This window comes from Peribacillus sp. NPDC096622 (assembly GCF_044762665.1).
Lineage (GTDB): Bacteria > Bacillota > Bacilli > Bacillales > DSM-1321 > Peribacillus > Peribacillus frigoritolerans_B.
Genome location: NZ_JBIWES010000002.1, coordinates 106,727 through 126,658 on the forward strand (window position 1 = coordinate 106,727; position 19,932 = coordinate 126,658).

17 protein-coding genes, 1 tRNA gene, 2 pseudogenes and 1 riboswitch are annotated in these 19,932 nt (G+C 44.3%); of the genes and pseudogenes, 16 read left to right on the plus strand and 4 right to left on the minus strand.

Features of this window, described 5'->3' with window-relative positions; all coding sequences use genetic code 11:
• Positions 1–357: 357 nt before the first annotated feature.
• Entirely contained in the window at positions 358–1,650 is a 1,293-nt protein-coding gene (locus ACIQYG_RS03905) for an NCS2 family permease (RefSeq protein ID WP_402835579.1), read from the minus strand.
• A 295-nt stretch (positions 1,651–1,945) separates the two neighbouring features.
• On the opposite strand from ACIQYG_RS03905, the gene ACIQYG_RS03910 reads away from it, so the two are divergent.
• From ACIQYG_RS03910 to ACIQYG_RS03920, 3 genes are read left to right on the plus strand one after another with little or no spacing between them, the layout of a single operon-like run.
• The gene (locus tag ACIQYG_RS03910; protein WP_402835580.1) at positions 1,946–3,595 is read left to right on the plus strand and encodes a DEAD/DEAH box helicase; all 1,650 of its coding nucleotides are present in this window, start codon (positions 1,946–1,948) and stop codon (positions 3,593–3,595) included.
• A 15-nt stretch (positions 3,596–3,610) separates the two neighbouring features.
• On the plus strand, positions 3,611–4,519 hold the full coding sequence (locus ACIQYG_RS03915) for a phosphotransferase (protein WP_402835582.1): 909 nt from the start codon (positions 3,611–3,613) through the stop codon (positions 4,517–4,519).
• 33 nt (positions 4,520–4,552) lie between these two features.
• The gene (locus tag ACIQYG_RS03920) at positions 4,553–5,740 is read left to right on the plus strand and encodes a class I SAM-dependent methyltransferase (RefSeq protein WP_402835584.1); all 1,188 of its coding nucleotides are present in this window, start codon (positions 4,553–4,555) and stop codon (positions 5,738–5,740) included.
• 104 nt (positions 5,741–5,844) lie between these two features.
• Here the strand turns inward: ACIQYG_RS03920 and ACIQYG_RS03925 are convergent, their stop codons facing one another.
• On the minus strand, positions 5,845–7,395 hold the full coding sequence (locus ACIQYG_RS03925; RefSeq protein WP_402835586.1) for an ABC-F family ATP-binding cassette domain-containing protein: 1,551 nt from the start codon (positions 7,393–7,395) through the stop codon (positions 5,845–5,847).
• Between the two features lie 211 nt (positions 7,396–7,606).
• On the opposite strand from ACIQYG_RS03925, the gene ACIQYG_RS03930 reads away from it, so the two are divergent.
• Entirely contained in the window at positions 7,607–9,799 is a 2,193-nt protein-coding gene (locus ACIQYG_RS03930) for a DNA topoisomerase III (protein ID WP_402835588.1), read from the plus strand.
• Between the two features lie 202 nt (positions 9,800–10,001).
• On the opposite strand, the gene ACIQYG_RS03935 is transcribed toward ACIQYG_RS03930, so the two are convergent.
• Positions 10,002–10,166 (minus strand): hypothetical protein, encoded by a 165-nt coding sequence (locus ACIQYG_RS03935; RefSeq protein ID WP_158226120.1) that lies wholly within the window; start codon positions 10,164–10,166, stop codon positions 10,002–10,004.
• A 460-nt stretch (positions 10,167–10,626) separates the two neighbouring features.
• Positions 10,627–10,700: transfer RNA gene (locus ACIQYG_RS03940), tRNA-Arg, on the minus strand.
• A gap of 186 nt (positions 10,701–10,886) precedes the next feature.
• On the opposite strand from ACIQYG_RS03940, the gene ACIQYG_RS03945 reads away from it, so the two are divergent.
• The 12 genes and pseudogenes from ACIQYG_RS03945 to ACIQYG_RS03995 all read left to right on the plus strand — a co-directional run bounded on the left by ACIQYG_RS03945 (position 10,887) and on the right by ACIQYG_RS03995 (position 19,928).
• The gene (locus tag ACIQYG_RS03945) at positions 10,887–11,105 is read left to right on the plus strand and encodes a hypothetical protein (RefSeq protein ID WP_402835591.1); all 219 of its coding nucleotides are present in this window, start codon (positions 10,887–10,889) and stop codon (positions 11,103–11,105) included.
• Positions 11,038–11,725: pseudogene (locus ACIQYG_RS03950) on the plus strand (polysaccharide deacetylase family protein); the annotation flags it as partial. The gene ACIQYG_RS03945 and the pseudogene ACIQYG_RS03950, both read left to right, overlap by 68 nt.
• 87 nt (positions 11,726–11,812) lie before the next feature.
• Positions 11,813–11,987: riboswitch (cobalamin riboswitch) on the plus strand.
• Between the two features lie 177 nt (positions 11,988–12,164).
• The gene (locus tag ACIQYG_RS03955) at positions 12,165–13,130 is read left to right on the plus strand and encodes an ABC transporter substrate-binding protein (RefSeq protein ID WP_483878382.1); all 966 of its coding nucleotides are present in this window, start codon (positions 12,165–12,167) and stop codon (positions 13,128–13,130) included.
• On the plus strand, positions 13,093–14,148 hold the full coding sequence (locus ACIQYG_RS03960; protein WP_402835593.1) for a FecCD family ABC transporter permease: 1,056 nt from the start codon (positions 13,093–13,095) through the stop codon (positions 14,146–14,148). The genes ACIQYG_RS03955 and ACIQYG_RS03960 overlap by 38 nt, the downstream gene beginning before the upstream one ends.
• 6 nt (positions 14,149–14,154) lie before the next feature.
• Positions 14,155–14,904, plus strand: a pseudogene (locus ACIQYG_RS26930) (heme ABC transporter ATP-binding protein); the annotation flags it as partial.
• Positions 14,905–14,991: 87 nt separating this feature from the next.
• The gene (locus ACIQYG_RS26935; RefSeq protein WP_483878383.1) at positions 14,992–15,627 is read left to right on the plus strand and encodes an adenosylcobinamide amidohydrolase; all 636 of its coding nucleotides are present in this window, start codon (positions 14,992–14,994) and stop codon (positions 15,625–15,627) included.
• Entirely contained in the window at positions 15,624–16,589 is a 966-nt protein-coding gene (gene cbiB, locus ACIQYG_RS03970; protein ID WP_402835597.1) for an adenosylcobinamide-phosphate synthase CbiB, read from the plus strand. Before ACIQYG_RS26935 ends, cbiB begins: the two co-directional genes overlap by 4 nt.
• Positions 16,564–17,637, plus strand: a complete 1,074-nt coding sequence (cobD, locus tag ACIQYG_RS03975) for a threonine-phosphate decarboxylase CobD (protein ID WP_402835600.1) — start codon at positions 16,564–16,566, stop codon at positions 17,635–17,637. The genes cbiB and cobD overlap by 26 nt, the downstream gene beginning before the upstream one ends.
• Entirely contained in the window at positions 17,610–18,185 is a 576-nt protein-coding gene (locus ACIQYG_RS03980) for a bifunctional adenosylcobinamide kinase/adenosylcobinamide-phosphate guanylyltransferase (protein ID WP_402835602.1), read from the plus strand. Before cobD ends, ACIQYG_RS03980 begins: the two co-directional genes overlap by 28 nt.
• On the plus strand, positions 18,182–18,973 hold the full coding sequence (gene cobS / locus ACIQYG_RS03985; RefSeq protein WP_402835603.1) for an adenosylcobinamide-GDP ribazoletransferase: 792 nt from the start codon (positions 18,182–18,184) through the stop codon (positions 18,971–18,973). The genes ACIQYG_RS03980 and cobS overlap by 4 nt, the downstream gene beginning before the upstream one ends.
• The gene (locus ACIQYG_RS03990) at positions 18,931–19,548 is read left to right on the plus strand and encodes a histidine phosphatase family protein (protein ID WP_402835605.1); all 618 of its coding nucleotides are present in this window, start codon (positions 18,931–18,933) and stop codon (positions 19,546–19,548) included. Before cobS ends, ACIQYG_RS03990 begins: the two co-directional genes overlap by 43 nt.
• Positions 19,549–19,553: 5 nt before the next feature.
• Positions 19,554–19,928, plus strand: coding sequence for a bifunctional adenosylcobinamide kinase/adenosylcobinamide-phosphate guanylyltransferase (locus ACIQYG_RS03995; RefSeq protein ID WP_402835607.1), 375 nt, complete (start codon positions 19,554–19,556; stop codon positions 19,926–19,928).
• Positions 19,929–19,932: the final 4 nt, after the last annotated feature.

A 19,932-nucleotide genomic window follows, 5' to 3' on the forward strand; every position in this document is an offset into this window, starting at 1 on the left:
ACTGCCACTGGGGCAAGCGAGGTCTGCAGTCCCACAACAGGCACCGCGATTCAGTTATTGGCCAATAAAGGGAAGTTAAAACAAACGCTGCTCCTGAGGTTTATGATTATGCATATATTGACGTGGGCGCTAAAATATTGGGCGGCATCGAATTGGCAAGAATTCGAAAGTGGGGGCAAATGCAGTTGTTTTGACATCCGTTCCCGATAATTGCACGGCAGTTAGAGTCCAAGTGTGATTAAAGGTATGCAGAAAGAAAACGTTATAAAATAATTGCACGTAAACAAATAAAGGAGTGTTCAATTAACGTAATTGAACACTCCTTTTTATTACCCCATGGTGCCCTTCATGAGATGATCAAGCTAGGAAAATCAGTTGATAAAGAAATAGAGCAGCAAACATGTACACGAACGGATGCACTTCACTGAATTTGCCTCTTGCCATTTTTAAAATGGGGTAGGCGATGAATCCGAGTGCGATCCCGTTGGCGATGCTTGATGTTAAAGGCATGGCGACAATGACCAAAAAGGCTGGGAATGATTCATCAAAGTGTGTCCAGTCAATTTCATTAATGCTCTTAATCATCATGCTTCCCACGATGATCAAGCTAGGTGCCGTGATTGCCGCTACATTTGAGACAGCTCCTATCAGCGGGCTGAAGAAGGCGGTTATTAAGAATAGGATGGCCACTACCAATGCTGTTAAACCGGTCTTGCCCCCCGCTCCTACACCAGCTGATGATTCAACCGAGGCAGCTGTCGGGCTTGTACCGAACATGGCGCCGACAGTAGTGCCGACGGAATCTGCAAAGAAGGCACTGCCGGATTTTTCAAGCTTATTGTCCTTCAGCAATCCAGCTTGACGGACAATGCCTAATAAAGCACCGGTCGTATCGAATAGCATGACAAGCAAAATGGAGAAGACGACGCCATAAAGCCCGTAGTTAATAACATCGGCGATAGATGTTATCGGATTGGCGACTATTATTCCTTCAGGTAAGGAAGGGGTGGAGACCAGGCCGTCAATTTCCAATTGGCCTGTAAAAAAAGCGATTATGGCTGTCACGATCATTCCGATGAATATCGCTCCCTGTACATTACGGACGATCAGCACGATCGTTATGACCAGACCAACCAATGTAAGTGCCACACTGGGATCCCTGAAGCTTCCAAGGGTAACCAGGTTGGATTCATGCTGTGTTACGACACCTGACAAACGAAGTCCGATGAAGGTAATGAAAAGCCCGATTCCGGCACTGATTGCATGCTTCAAGTTACTTGGTATGGCCTCGATCAATTTTGAGCGGAAAGAGGTTAGGGATAAAAGGATAAAGATGATGCCCGTAACAAAGACTGCAGAGAAGGCAACTGTGTATGAGATATCATGGGTTCCCAATACCGAGTATGCAAAATAAGCATTCAATCCCATTGCCGGTGCTATGACAATTGGGTAATTGGCTAAAAGGGCCATGCATAGGGTGCCGACTATTATTGCGATTATGGTTGCTGTGAATGCCTGGTCGAATGGAACACCGGCATCAGAAAGGATCATTGGGTTTACAACGATAATATAGGCCAGTGTTAAAAAGGTTGTAAGCCCCGCAAGTATTTCCGTCTTAATATTTGAATTCCGTTCTTTTAATTTAAACATGCGGTCACTCCTTTTTTCTATACAAAAAATCCTTGCAAAAATCTACAAGGAGGAGATGCTTACCCTTTTTCAAGTAAGTAGCTCGATGATAATAAATCTTATAAATTATATTAGAAAAATAACTAAAGTACAATAGGATGAAAAATTTTAAGGTACAGGTTTTCTCGAAAATAGATAATGATATACTAACAAATAGCTTAGACTAAGGATAATGACATGAAGTGAACGAAGCTGTTACCATTAAAGTGGATTTATCAGTCAATTAAATGAAGAAATTCAGAAAGTAGGCCCATACATGACAGAATTCATCGACCTTGGCGTCAGCCCGGCGATTAATGAGATATTAAAGCAAGTCGGAATATCCGCCCCCACCCCGATTCAGGAGAAATCGATACCAGATATCCTTGCTGGAAGGGATGTCATCGCGAAGGCACAGACGGGAACGGGGAAGACTTTGGCATTTTTGCTGCCAATCCTGGAAAAAGTCGATCCCGCCGCATCCCACATACAATCACTGATCGTCACGCCAACCAGGGAATTGGCTTTGCAAATCACAGCTGAATTGAAAAAATTCGCTGATGAAATCGAAGGACTTCATGTACTTGCAGTTTATGGCGGACAGGATGTCGAGCAGCAAATGAAAAAGCTGACAAGAAACATCTCCGTGGTGGTCGCCACGCCCGGCAGGTTATTAGATCATTTACGAAGAGGCACCATCGATCTCTCACAAACTGGAACACTTGTGCTTGATGAAGCTGATCAAATGCTTCATATTGGTTTTTTACCAGAAGTGGAAGAGATCATGGGACAGCTTCCAGAGGAGCGCCAAACGCTGCTCTTTTCAGCGACGATGCCTGAACAGGTGCATCAATTGGCAAAACGCTACATGACTAAACCATTAACTGCCGCTGTGAAGGCTGAGCAAGTAACGGTCGAGAAAATCAGGCAGCTTGTCATCGAGACGACCGATCGTGCCAAACAGTCTTCACTAATCAACATGATCAAAGAAGAACAGCCATACCTTGCGATCATATTTTGCCGTACAAAACGTCGCGTTTCGGTTTTGAATGATGCACTGAAGGCAGCTGGATTCAATTCTGAAGAGCTTCATGGTGACCTTTCACAGGCAAAGCGGGAACGTGTCATGAAAAAATTCAGAGACGCAAAGCTTCAATATTTAGTGGCGACGGACGTTGCTGCACGAGGGCTTGATGTAGAAGGCGTGACCCATGTGTTTAATTATGATGTTCCCGAGGATGCAGAAAGTTACATCCACCGAATCGGCCGAACGGGCCGCGCGGGTGAGAATGGCTTGGCTGTAACCTTCATAGCAACGAAGGATCTTCAGCTTTTAAGCGATATTGAAAAAGGAATCTCCATGAAAATCGAAAGAAGGACGATTGAAGGAGTGAAAATGTTCCAACCCGATGAGGTGAGGCAAAAAAGGAAGCGTCATGAAGACTCTTCTGATGAGGGTACCCGCCGCCCGCGTTCGGGAGGGGGAAGGCGCCATCGGGAACGGATCGATACGAGAGGACCGAATCGAGGCAGTCACCGTTCTGTAAATCAAGCGGACAATCGTGAATTCGAGAGGGAGAAACCAAGGGGAGGCCGTTTGGAAAACAGCCGCGGACCCAAACGTGAGGATTCACGGGGAGGCCGTTTGGAAAACAGCCGCGGACCCAAACGTGAGGATTCACGTGGAGGCCGTTTGGAAAACAGCCGCGGACCCAAACGTGAGGATTCACGTGGAGGCCGTTCGGAAAACAGCCGCGGACCAAGGCGAGAGAATCCTCGGAGTGGCCGCTCGGAAGACAGCCGTGGACCAAAGCGTGACAATCCACGAAGAGATCAAAGAGACAGCCGTAGATCAACTAGTACACAAGGGGCGAGTAATCCTAGAGGTAGATCTGGAAGCAGCCCCAATAGAGGGAGAAACCGGTAAAAGGGGGATACGGGAGTGGAAAAGCCTTGGTTGGCAGAATATCCAGTTTCGCTGGAGCTGGCAGGGAAATTGATCATGCTGCAGTTTCCGGAAATTGAGTTGAAAGAGATCAAGCAACTTGGGGAGGGTTTCGATAACACGGTCATACAAATCAATGGGCAATTTGTATTCCGTTTCCCCCGCCGCCCTATTGCAGTTACGTTGATTCAGGTGGAAAATCAGCTTTTGCCCTCCATTGCAGGCACTTTTCCCCTTGCTATCCCTGAACCAATCTTTTTTGGGAAACCAAGTACTTTGTATCCTTATCCTTTTACCGGTTATAAAATGGTGAAGGGACACTTGCCTGTCGAAGGAACAAAAGCAAATAAGGTCGAATCGGCAAAAAGGTTTGCCCATTTTTTGAAGGTCCTTCACAGTTTCCCTGTCGAAAGGGCCATGCGTTTAGGTGTGCAGCCTGATGGAATGATGAGGCTTGATGTATCCTACCGAAAGATATCGCTAATGGAAAATGTCTCGAATCTTTTAAAGCTAGGATACTTTGAACAGGCGCATGCGGTTAAGGATTTTGTTGAAACCTTGGGCGAATTGGATGTTCAGCATCCGATTTCACTCGTTCACGGAGACATTCATATCCGGAATGTTTTACTTGATGACGAAGGGGTTCTCGCAGGTATCATTGATTGGGGAGATGTTCATGTCGGGAATCCAGCCATTGATTTCTCCTTTTTATACAGTTATTTCCCAAAAGAGGTGCGCAGGGCTTTTTTCGAAATCTATGGTGAAATCGAAAAGGAAACAGAGAGCTTAGCCCGGTTCAGGGCCATATATATGCTTGTTACATTACTCGTTTATGGCATAGACCGCCATGATGAACAGCTGATTGCCATTACGAGTACCGGTTTGAAATTTGCTATAGAAGAATAATTGTCATGCTCTTTTGATGTTAAGGAGGTACATATGAAGGCAAGTTATTATCATACAATCACATTAATGGCGACCATATTGGAACAAGCTAATATTCCCTACCAATATACAGGTCGATCTGCGCTATTCGTACAAGGAGTGAATATCGATGATTATAAGAAAATCGACATGGATGTACAATGGGATGTCTTTAATGAGGCTTTAGAGCTTTTTTCCGGGTACTCGCCAACAAAGCCTGAAAGAAGTCCTGAGACTGCGTTCTTTCTAATGGATGTTGAGGGGGTTTCCGTCACTGTTCGCTGCCGGTTTAACACGACCATTAAAACGGACCCTTATCGTTTGTCCATAAAGATGGGGGATTTGGAGGTTTGGTGCAGGTCGTTATACAGTTATTTATACGAAGAAGAAATGAGAAAGTTCAGTGCAGAGATTCATGCTTACTTATCAGCCGAGCAGAAGGGGTTCACAGCGGAAAATGAACAGGCGTGGAACCAGAATAATTATTTAGCGCTTGTCAATCGTTATGGAGATCCCGTTGAATTGGCATCAAAAATCAAACAAAACCCAAAATGGAGACTGCACCCTTTTTATAAATATATGGGGGAAATATCCGGTAAAAAAATCACTCATTTGATGGGATCGAATGGTGTTAAGGCAGTTGCACTGGCCATATTGGGAGCTGAAGTGAAAGTTGTTGATTTTTCCCAGGAAAACGCAATGTTTGCAAATGAGCTGGCAAGTGGGGCCAATGTCTCCATCGAGTATATAGTTTCGGATGTCCTTTCCCTATCATCCGAGCATGAATCAGGGAATCAGGATTTGGTTTTAATGGAGCTCGGTGTGCTTCATTACTTAATAGATCTGCAGCCGTTATTTAAAAAAATTAAAAAGATGCTGAAACCTGGAGGCCGATTCGTACTGCATGAATTTCATCCGATTTCAACAAAGCTCATTACTTCAAATGGTAAAAAACATAAAATCACAGGCAACTATTTCGCTCCGGCAATCGAAAACAATGAGGTGGCTTTTTCGAAGCATATGCCGGATGAGGAAAAAGGGAGCCTTTCAAAAGTTATACAGCGTAAATGGACAATCGGGGAACTTATAACGTCAATAGGTCAATCAGGGTTCGTTATTAAAGTGCTCGAGGAAGAACCGAATCATAAAATCCATGATATTGGGCTTCCGAAAACATATACCTTGGTAGCGGAACGAGTTTAAGGCTGCATGTTGAGGAAAAGAAAGCTGACTGAAGTAGCCTTTTCAGTCAGCTTTTTATTTATTTCATAATAAAGGGGATGCCGCTTCTGCGACATCCCCGAAAATTAATTTTGGGCCGACCATTCCTCTACATCCCATACTTTTGTAACCCAATCTTCATAGAAATCAGGTTCATGGCATACGAGGACAATCGTTCCTTTATACTCTTTCAATGCACGTTTCAGTTCTTCTTTTGCAACTACATCCAAATGGTTGGTCGGTTCATCGAATAACAGCCAATTGCTTTCGGTAAGCATGAGTTTACAAAGGCGCACTTTTGCTTGTTCCCCACCGCTTAAATGGCTCATCGGACGTGTAATGTGCTCGTTTTTCAAACCGACACGGGCAAGAATCGCACGTACCTGCGGTTGGTCCAGATGCGGAAATGCATTCCATACTTCATCGATCGGCGTCGTATCGCCTGCTTTTACTTCCTGCTCAAAATAAGAAGAAAAAAGGAAGTCCCCAAGTGATCTTTTACCGCCTAGAGGATCGATTTTACCCAAAATCGTTTTTAATAGAGTGGATTTACCAACTCCATTACAGCCGACCACGGCAATTTTTTCTCCCCGTTCGATGGTCATGGATAACTTCGGAAGCAATGGGCGGTCATATCCGATTTCCAGATCTTCACCTTCAAAGACATAACGGCTGCTCGCACGTGACTCTTTAAAGTCAAAGGTAGGTTTCATTGCAGTTTCCGGACGATCAATACGTTCCATGCGATTCAATTGCTTTTGACGGCTCTTCGCCCGGCCGGTCGTTGAATAGCGGGCTTTATTTTTTGCAATGAAGTCTTCCTGCTTTTTAATGAATTCGCGCTGTTTTTCATATGCGTTAATATGTTGGTTTTTATTCAATTCAGCCAGCTCAAGGAATTTTTCATAAGTTGCCGTGTAACGGGTCAGCTTAGAAAATTCAAGATGGAAGATGACGTCGACGACGCCGTTCATGAACTCGGTATCATGCGAAATCAATAGAAATGCATGCGGGTATTCCTTTAAGTAGCTGCTCAGCCAGCGGATATGCTCCACATCCAAGTAGTTGGTAGGCTCGTCGAGCAGCAGGACTTGCGGTTGTTCCAATAGTAGCTTCGCCAATAAAACCTTTGTCCGTTGTCCGCCGCTCAGGGCAGAGACATCACGGTCCAAGCCGATTGCATCCAACCCTAAACCGCGTGCTGCTTCTTCAATTTTAATATCCAGGTTGTAAAAACCGCCGGCTTCCAGCTTGTCCTGGATTTCACCCATTTGTTCCAAGAGTTCTTCCAGTTCTTCCGGAGTGGCCGTACCCATTTTCTCCGTAACTTCATTCAGTGCCTTTTCCTGCTCGAATAAAGGCAAGTATGCATCCCTTAAGACGTCGCGGATCGATTTACCTTTTGAAAGTATCGTATGTTGATCAAGATAGCCATATTCGACACCAGGTGTCCATTCGACCCGGCCTTCATCATGGATGAGTTGTCCTGTAATGATATTCATCATCGTTGACTTCCCGACACCATTCGCCCCGACCAGGCCAACATGTTCACCGGCCATCAGGCGGAAGGATACATCCTTGAATAAGGTACGGTCGCCAAAGCTATGTGCTAATTTATCTATAGAAAGTAAGCTCATTTTATATTGAACCTCCCAATTAATTTGAAAAAATCCCTACGTTTCATCATACTAAAATCTGCACGGGATTGCTATCTAATCTATTAATTTACATATATGTGGGTACTGGAATTCCTTAATAGTGAACCAATGGCTCCTTGGAGCATTATCGCCCTGTCATAAATTATGTGAGATAATAGAGGAACCAGTTTAAAAGCGAAAGGATGTTATTATGAGTAAAACAGTCGTACTGGCCGAGAAACCTTCGGTCGGCAGAGATATAGCAAAAGTGCTGAATTGCGGGAAAAAGGGGAATGGCTTTTTTGAAGGCGATCAGTATATCGTCACTTGGGCACTGGGTCATTTGGTCACCCATGCAGATCCGGAATCTTATGATGAAAAATATAAAACTTGGCGCCTTGAGGACCTGCCCATGTTGCCGCCTACTTTGAAATTGGTCGTGATCAAGCAATCGGGAAAACAATTTCAATCGGTTAAAACACAATTGAATCGCAAGGATGTCAAGGATGTCATCATTGCAACGGATGCAGGCCGTGAAGGGGAACTTGTTGCACGCTGGATTCTCGAAAAAGCGAATGTGAAGAAGCCGGTCAAGCGGCTTTGGATTTCCTCTGTAACGGATAAAGCGATCAAAGATGGATTTAAAAATCTGAAGGATGGCAAGGAGTATGAAAACCTATTTGCCTCAGCTGTAGCAAGGGCGGAAGCGGACTGGATCGTTGGGATGAACGCGACACGTGCCCTGACGACCAAGCACAATGCCCAGTTATCTTGCGGGAGGGTCCAAACGCCGACACTTGCGATGATTGCCAAAAAAGAAGAGGAAATAAAACAATTCCAGCCTAAAAAATATTATGGCGTTTCAGTAATTGCAGAACCCAATTTGCGCCTCGTCTGGCAAGATGCCCAATCAAAGGATATCCGCACATTTGATAAAAACAAGGCAGAAAAGGTCCTTGCAGCCGTTAAGGGGAAAAGTGCAGAAGTGGTTGAAGTGAACAAGTCCCATAAGAAAAGTTTTGCCCCTTCTTTATATGATTTAACAGAACTTCAACGGGACGCCAATAAGAAATTCGGCTATTCGGCGAAAGAGACGTTATCGATCATGCAGCGATTATATGAAAGCCATAAGGTCTTGACTTATCCAAGGACGGATTCACGTTTTTTATCAACGGATTTGGTTGATACGCTAAAAGAAAGATTACAGGCTGTAAGCATTAAACCATATGCCCAGTATGCATCGAGGATCCTGCGCAGCCCGATTAAAACCAATAAATCGTTCGTGGATGATAGCAAGGTTTCTGATCACCATGCAATCATCCCCACTGAGCAAACGCCGCTGCCGGGAAAACTGAGCGACAAAGAATCGAAAATCTATGATTTGGTCGTTAAAAGGTTCCTTGCTGTATTGATGCCGCCTTTTGAATACGAACAAACGACCATCACCGCAAAAATGGGACAGGAGACGTTCATGGCAAAAGGGAAGGTCGTCCTGAAGTCAGGTTGGAAGGAAGTTTATGATCACCAATTCGATGAGGAAGAAGCTAAAGATGGCCTAGCTGAGCAGCTGCTTCCGAACGTTCAAAAAGGTGACAGTTTAACCGTTTCGGCTGTGAAACAAACAGAGGGTGAAACGAAACCGCCGGAACCATTCAATGAAGGGTCGCTTCTTTCGGCAATGGAGAATCCTGCCCGTTTCATGGCAGGGGAAAGCAAAGAGCTCATCAAGACTCTTGGTGAAACTGGCGGGATTGGAACGGTTGCAACACGTGCGGATGTTATAGAAAAACTGTTCAATAGCTTCCTGATCGAGAAGAGAGGAAAGGGCCTTCATGTTACCTCGAAAGGAAAACAACTTCTTCAATTGGCACCTGAAGACTTGCGTTCTCCAGCTTTAACAGCTCAATGGGAGCAAAAGTTAACTGCGATAGCAAAAGGAAAGCTGCCAAAACAGGCTTTCATCGGTGATATGCGCTCCTACGCCAAAAATATCGTCCATGAAATCAAAAATAGTGATCAAAAATTCAAGCATGATAACGTGTCAGGAACGAAATGTCCTGATTGCGGCAAGCTGATGCTTGAAGTGAATAGTAAAAAGGGAAAAATGCTTGTCTGCCAAGATCGTGAATGCGGCCATAAAAAAAGTGTTTCACGTGTAACAAATGCCAGATGCCCGCAATGTCATAAAAAGATGGAAATGCGCGGTCAAGGTGAAGCACAGACATTCACCTGTAAATGCGGTTTTCACGAAAAACTTTCTTCTTACAATAAACGAAGAGGGCAGAATAAAAATCAAAAAGTATCCAAAAATGAAGTATCCAATTATATGAAAAAGCAAAATAAAGAAGAGCCGATCAATACTGCATTGGCAGATGCCTTGGCGAAACTGAAATTCGATAAATAAAAGAAAAGCGCCCTTCACCTTTAACTCCATGGTGAAGGGCGCTTTTTTATGGGGTTATATGCATGGAACAGGTCTGGGCAAAGTCCTTGCCGGCAGGAACGTCTTTCCTGACAATAAGGTTGCCGCTTGATGAAGTCTAACAAGGCGGCAGAAAGGGATGGAGCGAGCGCTCCATCCCTTTCCCCATATATCGATGCTTCAGTTAAATTTCATTCAGTACGGTGCCATGTAATTCATATTCAAGTGTTTTGTCAGTGTGTGTGTGTTTATCCGAATCTACTCGTATGAGCGTACTGAATGGCTTTTGATCACCCGGACTGAAAATTGCTTCATCATTCTCTTGATTCCATAGGCTGTAAATACTCATGATCGTATCCTCCTTTGGATGAGAAGACTAGTAATTCCCATATTTGATTATCATCCAACTCTTCAATTGACTCTAACGCTGATCACCGGGACTAAACACCGCTGCGTCATTCTCTTTGTTCCATTGGCTTCTGATTGTACTCATCATGCACTATCATCTCCTTTGGTGAGAATGTCTTACAGTATTTGTATACCCGGATGGGACAAGTTAAAACATATATTTTTAAAAAAGACAGGATTATATCCTGAAATCCAGTATTTTTGGTATATATCAAAAAACGTAATAATTCAAACTTCTTATTACTATAACATGCATTGTATTATTCGGATTTTTTGATAGCTACATGGCTTGATAAATCAGTGGTTACTTTGTCCATAAAATAACTTGTTCTTATATTAACAGAAAAAAACCCTGCTACAACACGGAAGAACCGCATTATAACAGGGCTTATAAACTTTAGCGTCCCAGATAGGAATCGAACCTACGACCTACAGCTTAGGAGGCTGTCGCTCTATCCTGCTGAGCTACTGGGACATATATAAAAGTCGACGACTTATTTATTATATTTCTTATAGGCAAACTTTTCAAGCTAATAGCACATACTTATGAAAAAAAAAATCCTCAAAATGTTTAGCAGGCCGCTAAGTTCCCGAGTTTCCCTTTTCTTCATTAAATGGAATGCTTTATTATCCACTAGTTTAAAATCAGGAGAATGGATGGTTGCATTGTGGGGATTTGATTTTACCTGGATGTTCAAAAGGGATTTTAGAGGGGCTAGGCACAAAGACGGCTGCACTGATTGCTGAAGATGACATTGAAGTGGCCGAAGCAGCTGTGGATGTGACCGGGCAAGATCCGAGGGCCAAATCTTACGGGAGACTGGGTAACGGGCGAGTCCCCGGTCCAGCTCCCGATATTGATGTATCACAGTATTTCTGAAGGTAATGGCCTTCGGGTTCCAAGGGAGGAATTCCGATCACAGATGGCTTGGCTTCGGGAGAATGGTTACTATACATTATCCCCTGAAGAAGCATTCCTCTTCTTAACCGGGAATCGGATACCAAGTGAGAAGTGTGTCTGGCTTACTTTTGATGATGGCTATTCAGATAACTACACGGAGGCTTTCCCGATATTAAAAGAAAATGATATGAAAGCAAATGTCTTCATGATCGGGAAGTCCGTTGATAAAGGTCATCACCTGACTGAAAATCAAATGTTGGAGATGAGCAAGGCTGGGATTTCGATCGAAAGCCATACCATCAACCATTTGGAACTGAACCGCATGACGGCAGAGCAGCAAGAAGCGGAAATGGTTCAGTCGAAGGAGTTATTCAACCATATCCCCGACCAGGACACGACAGTGCTTTCCTATCCGGTTGCCCTGTATAACGAAGAGAGTCTCAGGCTGTCAGAAGAAGCTGATACAAGATGGCAGTCACTACCGAACCTGGGGGGCTTCAAGGGACCAAGGGATGCGTGCCCTGCATCGAGTTCGGATTTCACCCGGGTTATCAGTCGAAGGGTTTGCGTCACTGATTGAAAATGCTTCAAAGCATTGAAGGTGGAAGGGTCATTTCGTATTCGTTCAGAAAAATCATATAATAATCGATTCTTACATGGTGTATAATGAAGGCAGTGAAAATTATATACATATGAACGATTTTGGTGTCTTAATGACTTAAAAGGGAAGTTGGTGAAATGCCAGCGCGGTCCCGCCACTGTATATGGGAGCTGACGGCTGTGTACCACTGTATGAGATATGGGAAGGTACCGTTGACGATGACCATGAGCCAGGAGACCTGCCAGAATTCGTACACCTGTAACCTACGCGGATGGGAAGGTGTGTGGCAGACCCTAAGAAAGAGTCCGTATTGATTATTGTTGCCATGCAAGCATCTTCCGTTAACGGGAGGTGCTTTTCGTTTTGGGGCATCTTTCAGGATTGCGTTTTCTTTATTAGGTGGAAGAAATTAAATGAAAAGATTGTGGGGAATGAAAATGAAGAAGATTTTTGGTCTGATATTGTTGATGTTGCTTGTTGCAGGCATGGTGGTCGGCTGCAGTGGCGCTGCTGATGAAGGAAAAGAAAAGCAGCAAACGAACCATGCTCAACACAAAGCTTTCCCGATTACGATTAAAGATGCAACTGGGGAAAAAGTAACGATAGAACAAAAGCCGAAGAAAATCGTTTCGTTGATACCAAGTAATACGGAAGTGGTCTTTGCACTTGGTTTGGGAAAAAAGGTCGTTGGTGTTTCCGACAATGATAACTACCCGGAAGAAACGAAAGAAATTGAAAAAGTTGGCGGAATGGAAATGAACACGGAGCTGATTGTCTCGATGAAGCCTGACCTTGTTCTTGCGCATGCATCAAGTGCCCATAATTCAAATGAGGGTTTACAGCAGCTTAAGGATGCTGGAATAGATGTTCTCGTAGTCAATGATGCACAAAGCTTTGACCAAGTCTATGAGTCTATTGAAATGATTGGACAGGCAACGGGAGAACATGATAAGGCAAATGAAATCGTTGCGGATATGAAAACGAAGCTCAAGGATATCCAGGAAAAAGCCAAATCCGTAAAGGAAGAGGATAGGAAGACCGTTTTAGTGGAAGTTTCGCCTTCACCGGAAATATACACACCTGGAAAAAATACTTTCATGAATGAGATGCTTCATATTATTTCAGCGGATAATGCTGCTGCTGATTTGGACGGTTGGGCAAAAATTGATGAAGAGTCGATGATTGCTGCAAATCCTGATGTCATCATTACAACGTATGGTTATTATACGAAAGATTCAGTAAGTGAAGTGACGGGCCGAAAAGGATGGCAAGACGTAAATGCTGTTAAAAATGGCCAAGTTTTTGATGTCCATTCTGACTTGGTGACCCGTTCCGGTCCGCGCTTAATAGAGGGAGTAGAGGAACTTGCCAAATCAGTCTATCCGAACCAATTTGACAACTAAATGGACGTTGGCTTATTTGATTGCGTTGTTCATTTTGTTATTCGCAATGACGATAGGCATTTCCTTTGGTTCGGTGTCAGTACCGATTCCCGTACTTTTACAAATAATCGGCAAGGAGATTTTCCACTTGCCGATTTCTGCCGATCCGGATGTGATGCTGACGAATATCGTGATGAACATCCGCTTGCCGCGTGTATTGCTTGCGGGTTTGGTTGGGGCATCACTTGCGATTGCGGGTGCGGCTTTTCAAGGACTGCTCCGGAACCCGCTCGCTGATCCTTACACATTAGGTATTTCATCAGGAGCATCGGTCGGCGCCGTATTGACAATATTCTTGAATATATCACTGCCATTCATCGGTTTATATACTCTTCCGGCATTGAGCATCTTATGCTCAGTGCTCACGATGCTCTGCGTATTGACTTTTGCAAAAAAAATGGATCGATCGATGAAAGTGGAAACGATCATTTTAACGGGAATCATTTTCAGCTCGTTTTTAAGTGCCTTCATTTCATTGATGATTGCGCTGACGGGTGATGAATTAAGACAAATCATCGGCTGGCTGATGGGAAGCGTTTCTATGCGCGGATGGAATTATATCGCAATCATTATGCCGTTTTTTATCATTGGTTCGTTGACCTTGATCATGAATACAAGTGAATTGAATGCGATGACTTTCGGGGAAGACCGGGCAAAACACTTAGGTGTGAATGTCAAGCGGCGGAAAATGTGGATCCTGATAGCCGGTTCGACATTGACAGGGGCAGCCGTTGCCGTTTCAGGGGCGATTGGTTTTGTAGGATTGGTCATTCCTCATTTAGTCCGAAAGATTTGGGGACCTGACCATAAACATTTGCTTCCGTTGTCATTATTGATAGGAAGCGGATTCTTAATATTGGCGGATTTTGTAGCACGAACGATCATAGCCCCATCGGAACTGCCGATCGGGGTGATCACCTCACTTATCGGGGCACCTGCATTTGCGCTGATTTTATTAAAGAGACGGAGAGAAGGGTAAAAACGGATGCTTGAAGTAAAAGGGTTAACAGGCGGATATCACAACAAAGCTGTTTTGGACTCTGTCTCTTTTGATGTACATAAAGGGGAATTATTCGGGATTCTTGGTCCTAATGGCAGCGGGAAAACGACGCTTTTAAGTATGCTTAGCGGGGTGCTCGATTATAAAGGCGGAAGCGTACGGATTAGCGGTAGGGATTTGAAGGATTATTCGTCAAAACAACTTGCACAGGTCATTGCCGTGCTCCCTCAACATTCCTCATTAGCTTTCTCCTATACAGTAAAAGAGACGGTCTCACTTGGGCGATATGCCCATCAATCAGGATGGTTCCATAGTTGGTCCGCAGAAGATGAATCGACTGTCCAGCGGGTAATGGAACAAACGGGAGTAGCTGATTTTCAGGATCTTCATTTTGATCGATTATCAGGAGGGGAAAGACAAAGGGTCCTGCTGGCACAGGCCCTTGCCCAAGAGCCGGAAATCCTTTTTTTGGATGAACCTACGAACCATTTGGATCTTTCCTATCAAAAAGATCTTCTTGATTTAATGAGGAAAATGGCAAAAGAGCAGAAGTTGACCGTTATTTCAATTTTTCATGATTTGAATTTGGCTGGATTATATTGTGATCGGCTTATGCTGCTTGAGAAAGGGCAGATTCAGGTTGTTGATGTACCGAATGAAGTGCTCCAACAGGAACGGATTCAGGGTGTATATCATACGACGATCGAAAAACATCCACATCCCGCCCTTCCGAAACCGCAGATGTTCATCGTTCCGGAAAAGCATGGCCATGATACTATCCCGTTGGAAATTGATGATTCTTATTTGACAGTCGGATCTGAGATGATTCAATTGAATTCTCCAATCCCGCTTAGAACGATGTCTTCCGGAGTGACGGGTTCGGGGACGGGCTGGCATAAATATTTTGTGAATAGGCACGTCCATCATGGCTATGATTGCGAGGATCATCATGTTGAAATGGCCGACTATTTAACAACTCATGGTTTTGAACCTCAGGAAACGGTAGGGATGATGACAGCTGTCTTTCTCGATACGGTTGCTTTCAAGCTATTAAGAACTGAAGATTTCTCGGTTTTTATCATTGTGACGGCGGGTGTAGGGAATGCCATCGACGCTTCATTAGCTGACCGGCATTCTTGGAGTTCCGCTCCAGGAACGATAAATACATGGATATTCGTAAATGGGCATTTGGCAGAAGAGGCATATATCCACAGCATAGTGACTGCGACCGAGGCAAAAGTAAAAGCGCTTCATGATTTGCATGTCATGGATAAGGTGACAAATACTTGTGCAACAGGAACATCGACAGACAGCATTTTGATTGCGGCAACCCAAAGAGGAGCAAAGCTTCAATATGCAGGCACCATCACTCCGTTAGGGAAGCTGATCAGTCGCGGTGTATATGATTGTACTGTGGAAGCATTGACGAATAATTGGAAACGGATTGAGGAATTATGATTTATCATCATCTTTTTGCAGTTACGCTGGCATTTTTCCTTGATTTATTAATTGGAGATCCGCCAAATTGGCCGCATCCAGTCAAATGGATAGGAACGATGATCAGCAAGTTGGATCTGGCATTCAATAAAGGGGCATATAAGAAACGGAAAGGACTCTCCATGTTGATCATCGTCTTATCGGCGGTGTTATTGATTACAGGTCTTACCGTTTATTTGGCTTATCTCATCCATCCGCTTGCAGGTATCCTTTGGGAAGCTGTTGTCATTTCCACTACGATAGCTCAGAAGGGCTTGAAGCAAGCCGGGATGGATGTTTGCCTTCCGCTTAATGAACGGGATTTTCCTGAAGCGAGGCTAAAGCTTTCCTATATCGTTGGCCGTGATACTGCTGATCTTGATGAATCCGAAATCGTCAGGGGCACCGTGGAAACCGTAGCGGAAAATACCAGTGATGGGATTACAGCACCATTATTTTGGGCAGCCATTGGGGGAGCGCCGCTCGCGATGGTGTACAGGGCGATTAATACCTGCGATTCCATGGTAGGGTACAAAAATGATAAATATGGGCAATTCGGCTGGGCTTCAGCCAAGCTTGATGATATCGTCAATTGGATTCCCAGCCGCCTTACCGGATTCTTGATGTTGCTGAGCTCGAAATCCGGCCATCATGGATTCGGTGCCAGATGGAAGATATTATTCAATGACGCAAAAAAACATCCAAGCCCGAATAGCGGGTGGTGTGAAGCGGGCGTTGCTGCCATTTTGGGAATACAGCTTGGAGGCCGGAATATGTACAAAGGAATTGTTTCCGACCGTGCGAGGATGGGAGTTCCGCTTGTTCGGTTGGAAGCAAAACATATACCAAAAACGATTACCATCATGCATCGGTCATCTTTTCTATTTCTACTGATGCTATGGCTAGGGGGGCTTATTCTTGACATTACCTTCTCATGGCTCTAATCCTCATTATCTTTATGAAGCGCTGGAAATCGATATGCCTGAATCGGTTCTCGACTTCAGTGCTAACATCAACCCATTGGGTCCGCCTTTAGGCATAAAGGAACAGTGGTCTGGATTTTTCGAAGGAATCCTTCAATACCCAGATCCGCATGCCATTGAACTGACAAAATCAATTGCAGAAAAAGAAGCACTTCCTGAGCAATCCGTTTTGATGGGGAACGGTGGTGCTGAAATCATCATGCTGGTAGCGAACGGATTAGCCAATCAAAGGGTGCTAATCGTTCAGCCGGCATTTGCGGAATATGCTGAAGCTTGTTTGGCAGCAGGATGTAAGGTCGATTTCCACCAGCTTGATGCTCCTGAGTGGCAATTGGACTTGGAACGATTGATTCCCCGATTACCCGAATATGATGCAATTTTCTTATGTTCGCCTAATAATCCGACGGGTGTTTCATTTAAGCGGGATGCAGTTAGGGAATTGATCATTGAATGCCAGAAAGCGGATTGCCTGGTTGTCCTGGATGAGGCTTTTTATGATTTTACGGAAGATGCCTTTAGTTATGCTTCTTTAATCAATGTTTATCCACATTTACTCATACTGAGATCAATGACTAAGATCTTTGCAATTCCAGGTTTGAGACTAGGCTATTTGCTTACGTCACCTGACATCATAAAACGGGTAAGAAATTATAAACCGCATTGGAGCGTCAACCACGTGGCACTTGAAGTAGGGAAAATCTGTCTTGCAGAAGAAGCCTATATGAGAAAAACAAGAGACTATATTGCCTGGCAAAAGCAAAAACTATTCCGGTTTTATGAGGAGCAAGGGTTGGAAGTCTCCGATAGCACAGTTAATTTTTATTTGGTGAAAGATGAATCCTTATCCCTTTTCCCCTTTTTGCTGAAAAAAGGAATCGTACCGCGACATACCCATAATTTTCCGGGATTGGATGGAAGGTGGCTTCGGTTTGCAGTGAAGAGTGAACATGATAACGAAGCACTGATGGAGGGGGTAAGGCAGTGGAGAAAGCAAAGCTCTGTTTTATAACCGGAGGTGTCCGTTCCGGAAAAAGCAGCTTCGCAGAAAGAAAAGCCCTGGAGTATGCACTCCAGGTGGATGGGAACTTGCATTACCTTGCCTGTGGCCGAGTCAGTGATGTTGAGATGGGTGAACGCATCCTTAGGCACCGGAAAGATAGGGAAAGCAGCCCGATTGCGTGGAAGACTTCCGAATACGCAACGGATATTACAAGAATAGGGGCGGATATTGATCAGGATTCCATAATTCTGCTCGATTGTCTGACAACCCTGCTTGATAACGAACTATTTGGCCCTGGCATTCCGCTTGAAGAAGAATTTTTAGATAGCATTTTTTCAAAAATAATAACCGGAATCAATGAGATAAGGAAACAATCCAATTGTTTAATAGTCGTGAGCAATGAATTGGTACAGGAACCGATTTTCCAAGATGATTTTCTACATATATACGGAAAAACACTGGGCCTGCTTCATCAAACGATCGTCGGGCTGGCCGATGAAGCCTATCTTGTAGAAGCGGGAATTCCATTGCGGAAGAAAGGGTGCATGCAGGAATGAGCACAATGATCGGATTTTTAATTAACCTGCAGTTCTTTACGGTCTTTCCAATAAAGAAACAGCTTCCGATGGAGAAGAAATATATTCACCGTGCCATTCAAACCTTTCCATTAGTAGGTCTTGCGCTAGGCTTGATATTGGGCGGTGTTTTGTATGCACTTGTGGAATGGACCCCATTGTCATCGCTTTCGATTGCCTTTTTCCTTTGGTTTTTGACCATGGCATTAACGGGAGGTTTGCATCTCGATGGATGGATCGATGCAAGTGATGCTTTTTTTTCCTATCAGGATAAAGAGCGTCGATTGGAAATCATGAAGGATTCCAGGACAGGTGCATTCGGTGTCATCTCCGTCATAGTCCTATTGGCCGCCCGGTTCATATTTATCTATGAAATTGTCGAAAGGGTAAATGAATGGACATACTTCTTGATCATAGCCCTTCCGCTCTTAAGCAAATGTGTGATGGGGTATTTACTCATCCGGATGCCGCTGGCTAAAAAAGAGGGGCTCGGTGCCTTTTTCCAAAGTGCAGTGATGAAAAGCAGTTTGCCCATTTATTGGCTGTACCTCCTTGTAAGTCTGGCGTTTGCCTGGGTCATCGATTTTAAGCTTGTCACCTTATTTTTCATCATGTGTCTGGCTGCGGTGTTTTTCCTGGTTTATATAAAACGTAAAATCTTCAGTTGGTTCGGTGGGATAACGGGGGATGTACTGGGGGCATCCGTGGAAGGGGTTGAGCTTTGGTTATGGCTGATATTGTGGCTATTACACTACTTCGCCATGGGCTGACAGTAGCAAATGAAAGAAAGGCCTATTTAGGCTGGACGGACTCTCCATTAAGTACCGAAGGAGAAAAGGAAATAATGGACCTTAGGGGCTCTTACCCGCAGTATGAAAAAATTTACAGCAGTGATTTGCCCCGCTGTGTGGAAACTGCACGTCTACTGTTTCCAAATGCAGTTCCGATAAAAAACCCTTTGTTCCGTGAGATGAACTTCGGCAGTTGGGAAGGGCGGACGTATCATGAGCTGAAGACAGATGGAGATTATCTTAATTGGCTGGAACGTCCCATGGAGGCATTGGTGCCTGGGGGTGAAAGTTATCCGGCATTTTCCGAACGTGTGAATAATGGCTGGAAACAATTGATTGCCTGTAAGGAGAACCGAATTGCCCTAATGACGCATGGAGGGGTAATACGTGATTTATTGGTCCGCTATGCCCCGAAGGGAAAGTCTTTTTTTGATTGGGGAATTTCCCATGGCAGGGGATATGAGCTGGTATGGGAAGACCGGAACAGCTTAAGGAGGGGAGAACGCTGCACTTTGTTACAGGAGGCGCCTATAATGGGAAAACGAAATGGGTAAAGCAATTGTATGGTTTGGAAAATGATGTCCTTTGGTTATCCGGTTATCGAAAAGAACAGCCGGAATTGATTGATTTTCAAGGCAGGACGGTTGTATTGCAAGGGTTGGATGCATGGATTCAACAAGATGCAGAAAAGATGGATTCAGATTCGATTCGAAAAAGATGGAAGGAAATCATGGCTGATTGGCGAATATGGGAGAAAGAAAGGGATGAACACAACTGCATTGTGATCGGTTCTGATATTTCCAAGGGAATTGTCCCGATGGAAGCAAGGGACCGCAGATGGCGCGATGCCTGCGGATGGGTCTTTCAAGATGTAGCATCCATATCAAAGCGCGTTGATATCATCTGGTATGGAATTAACCAGCGAATAAAGTAGAGGA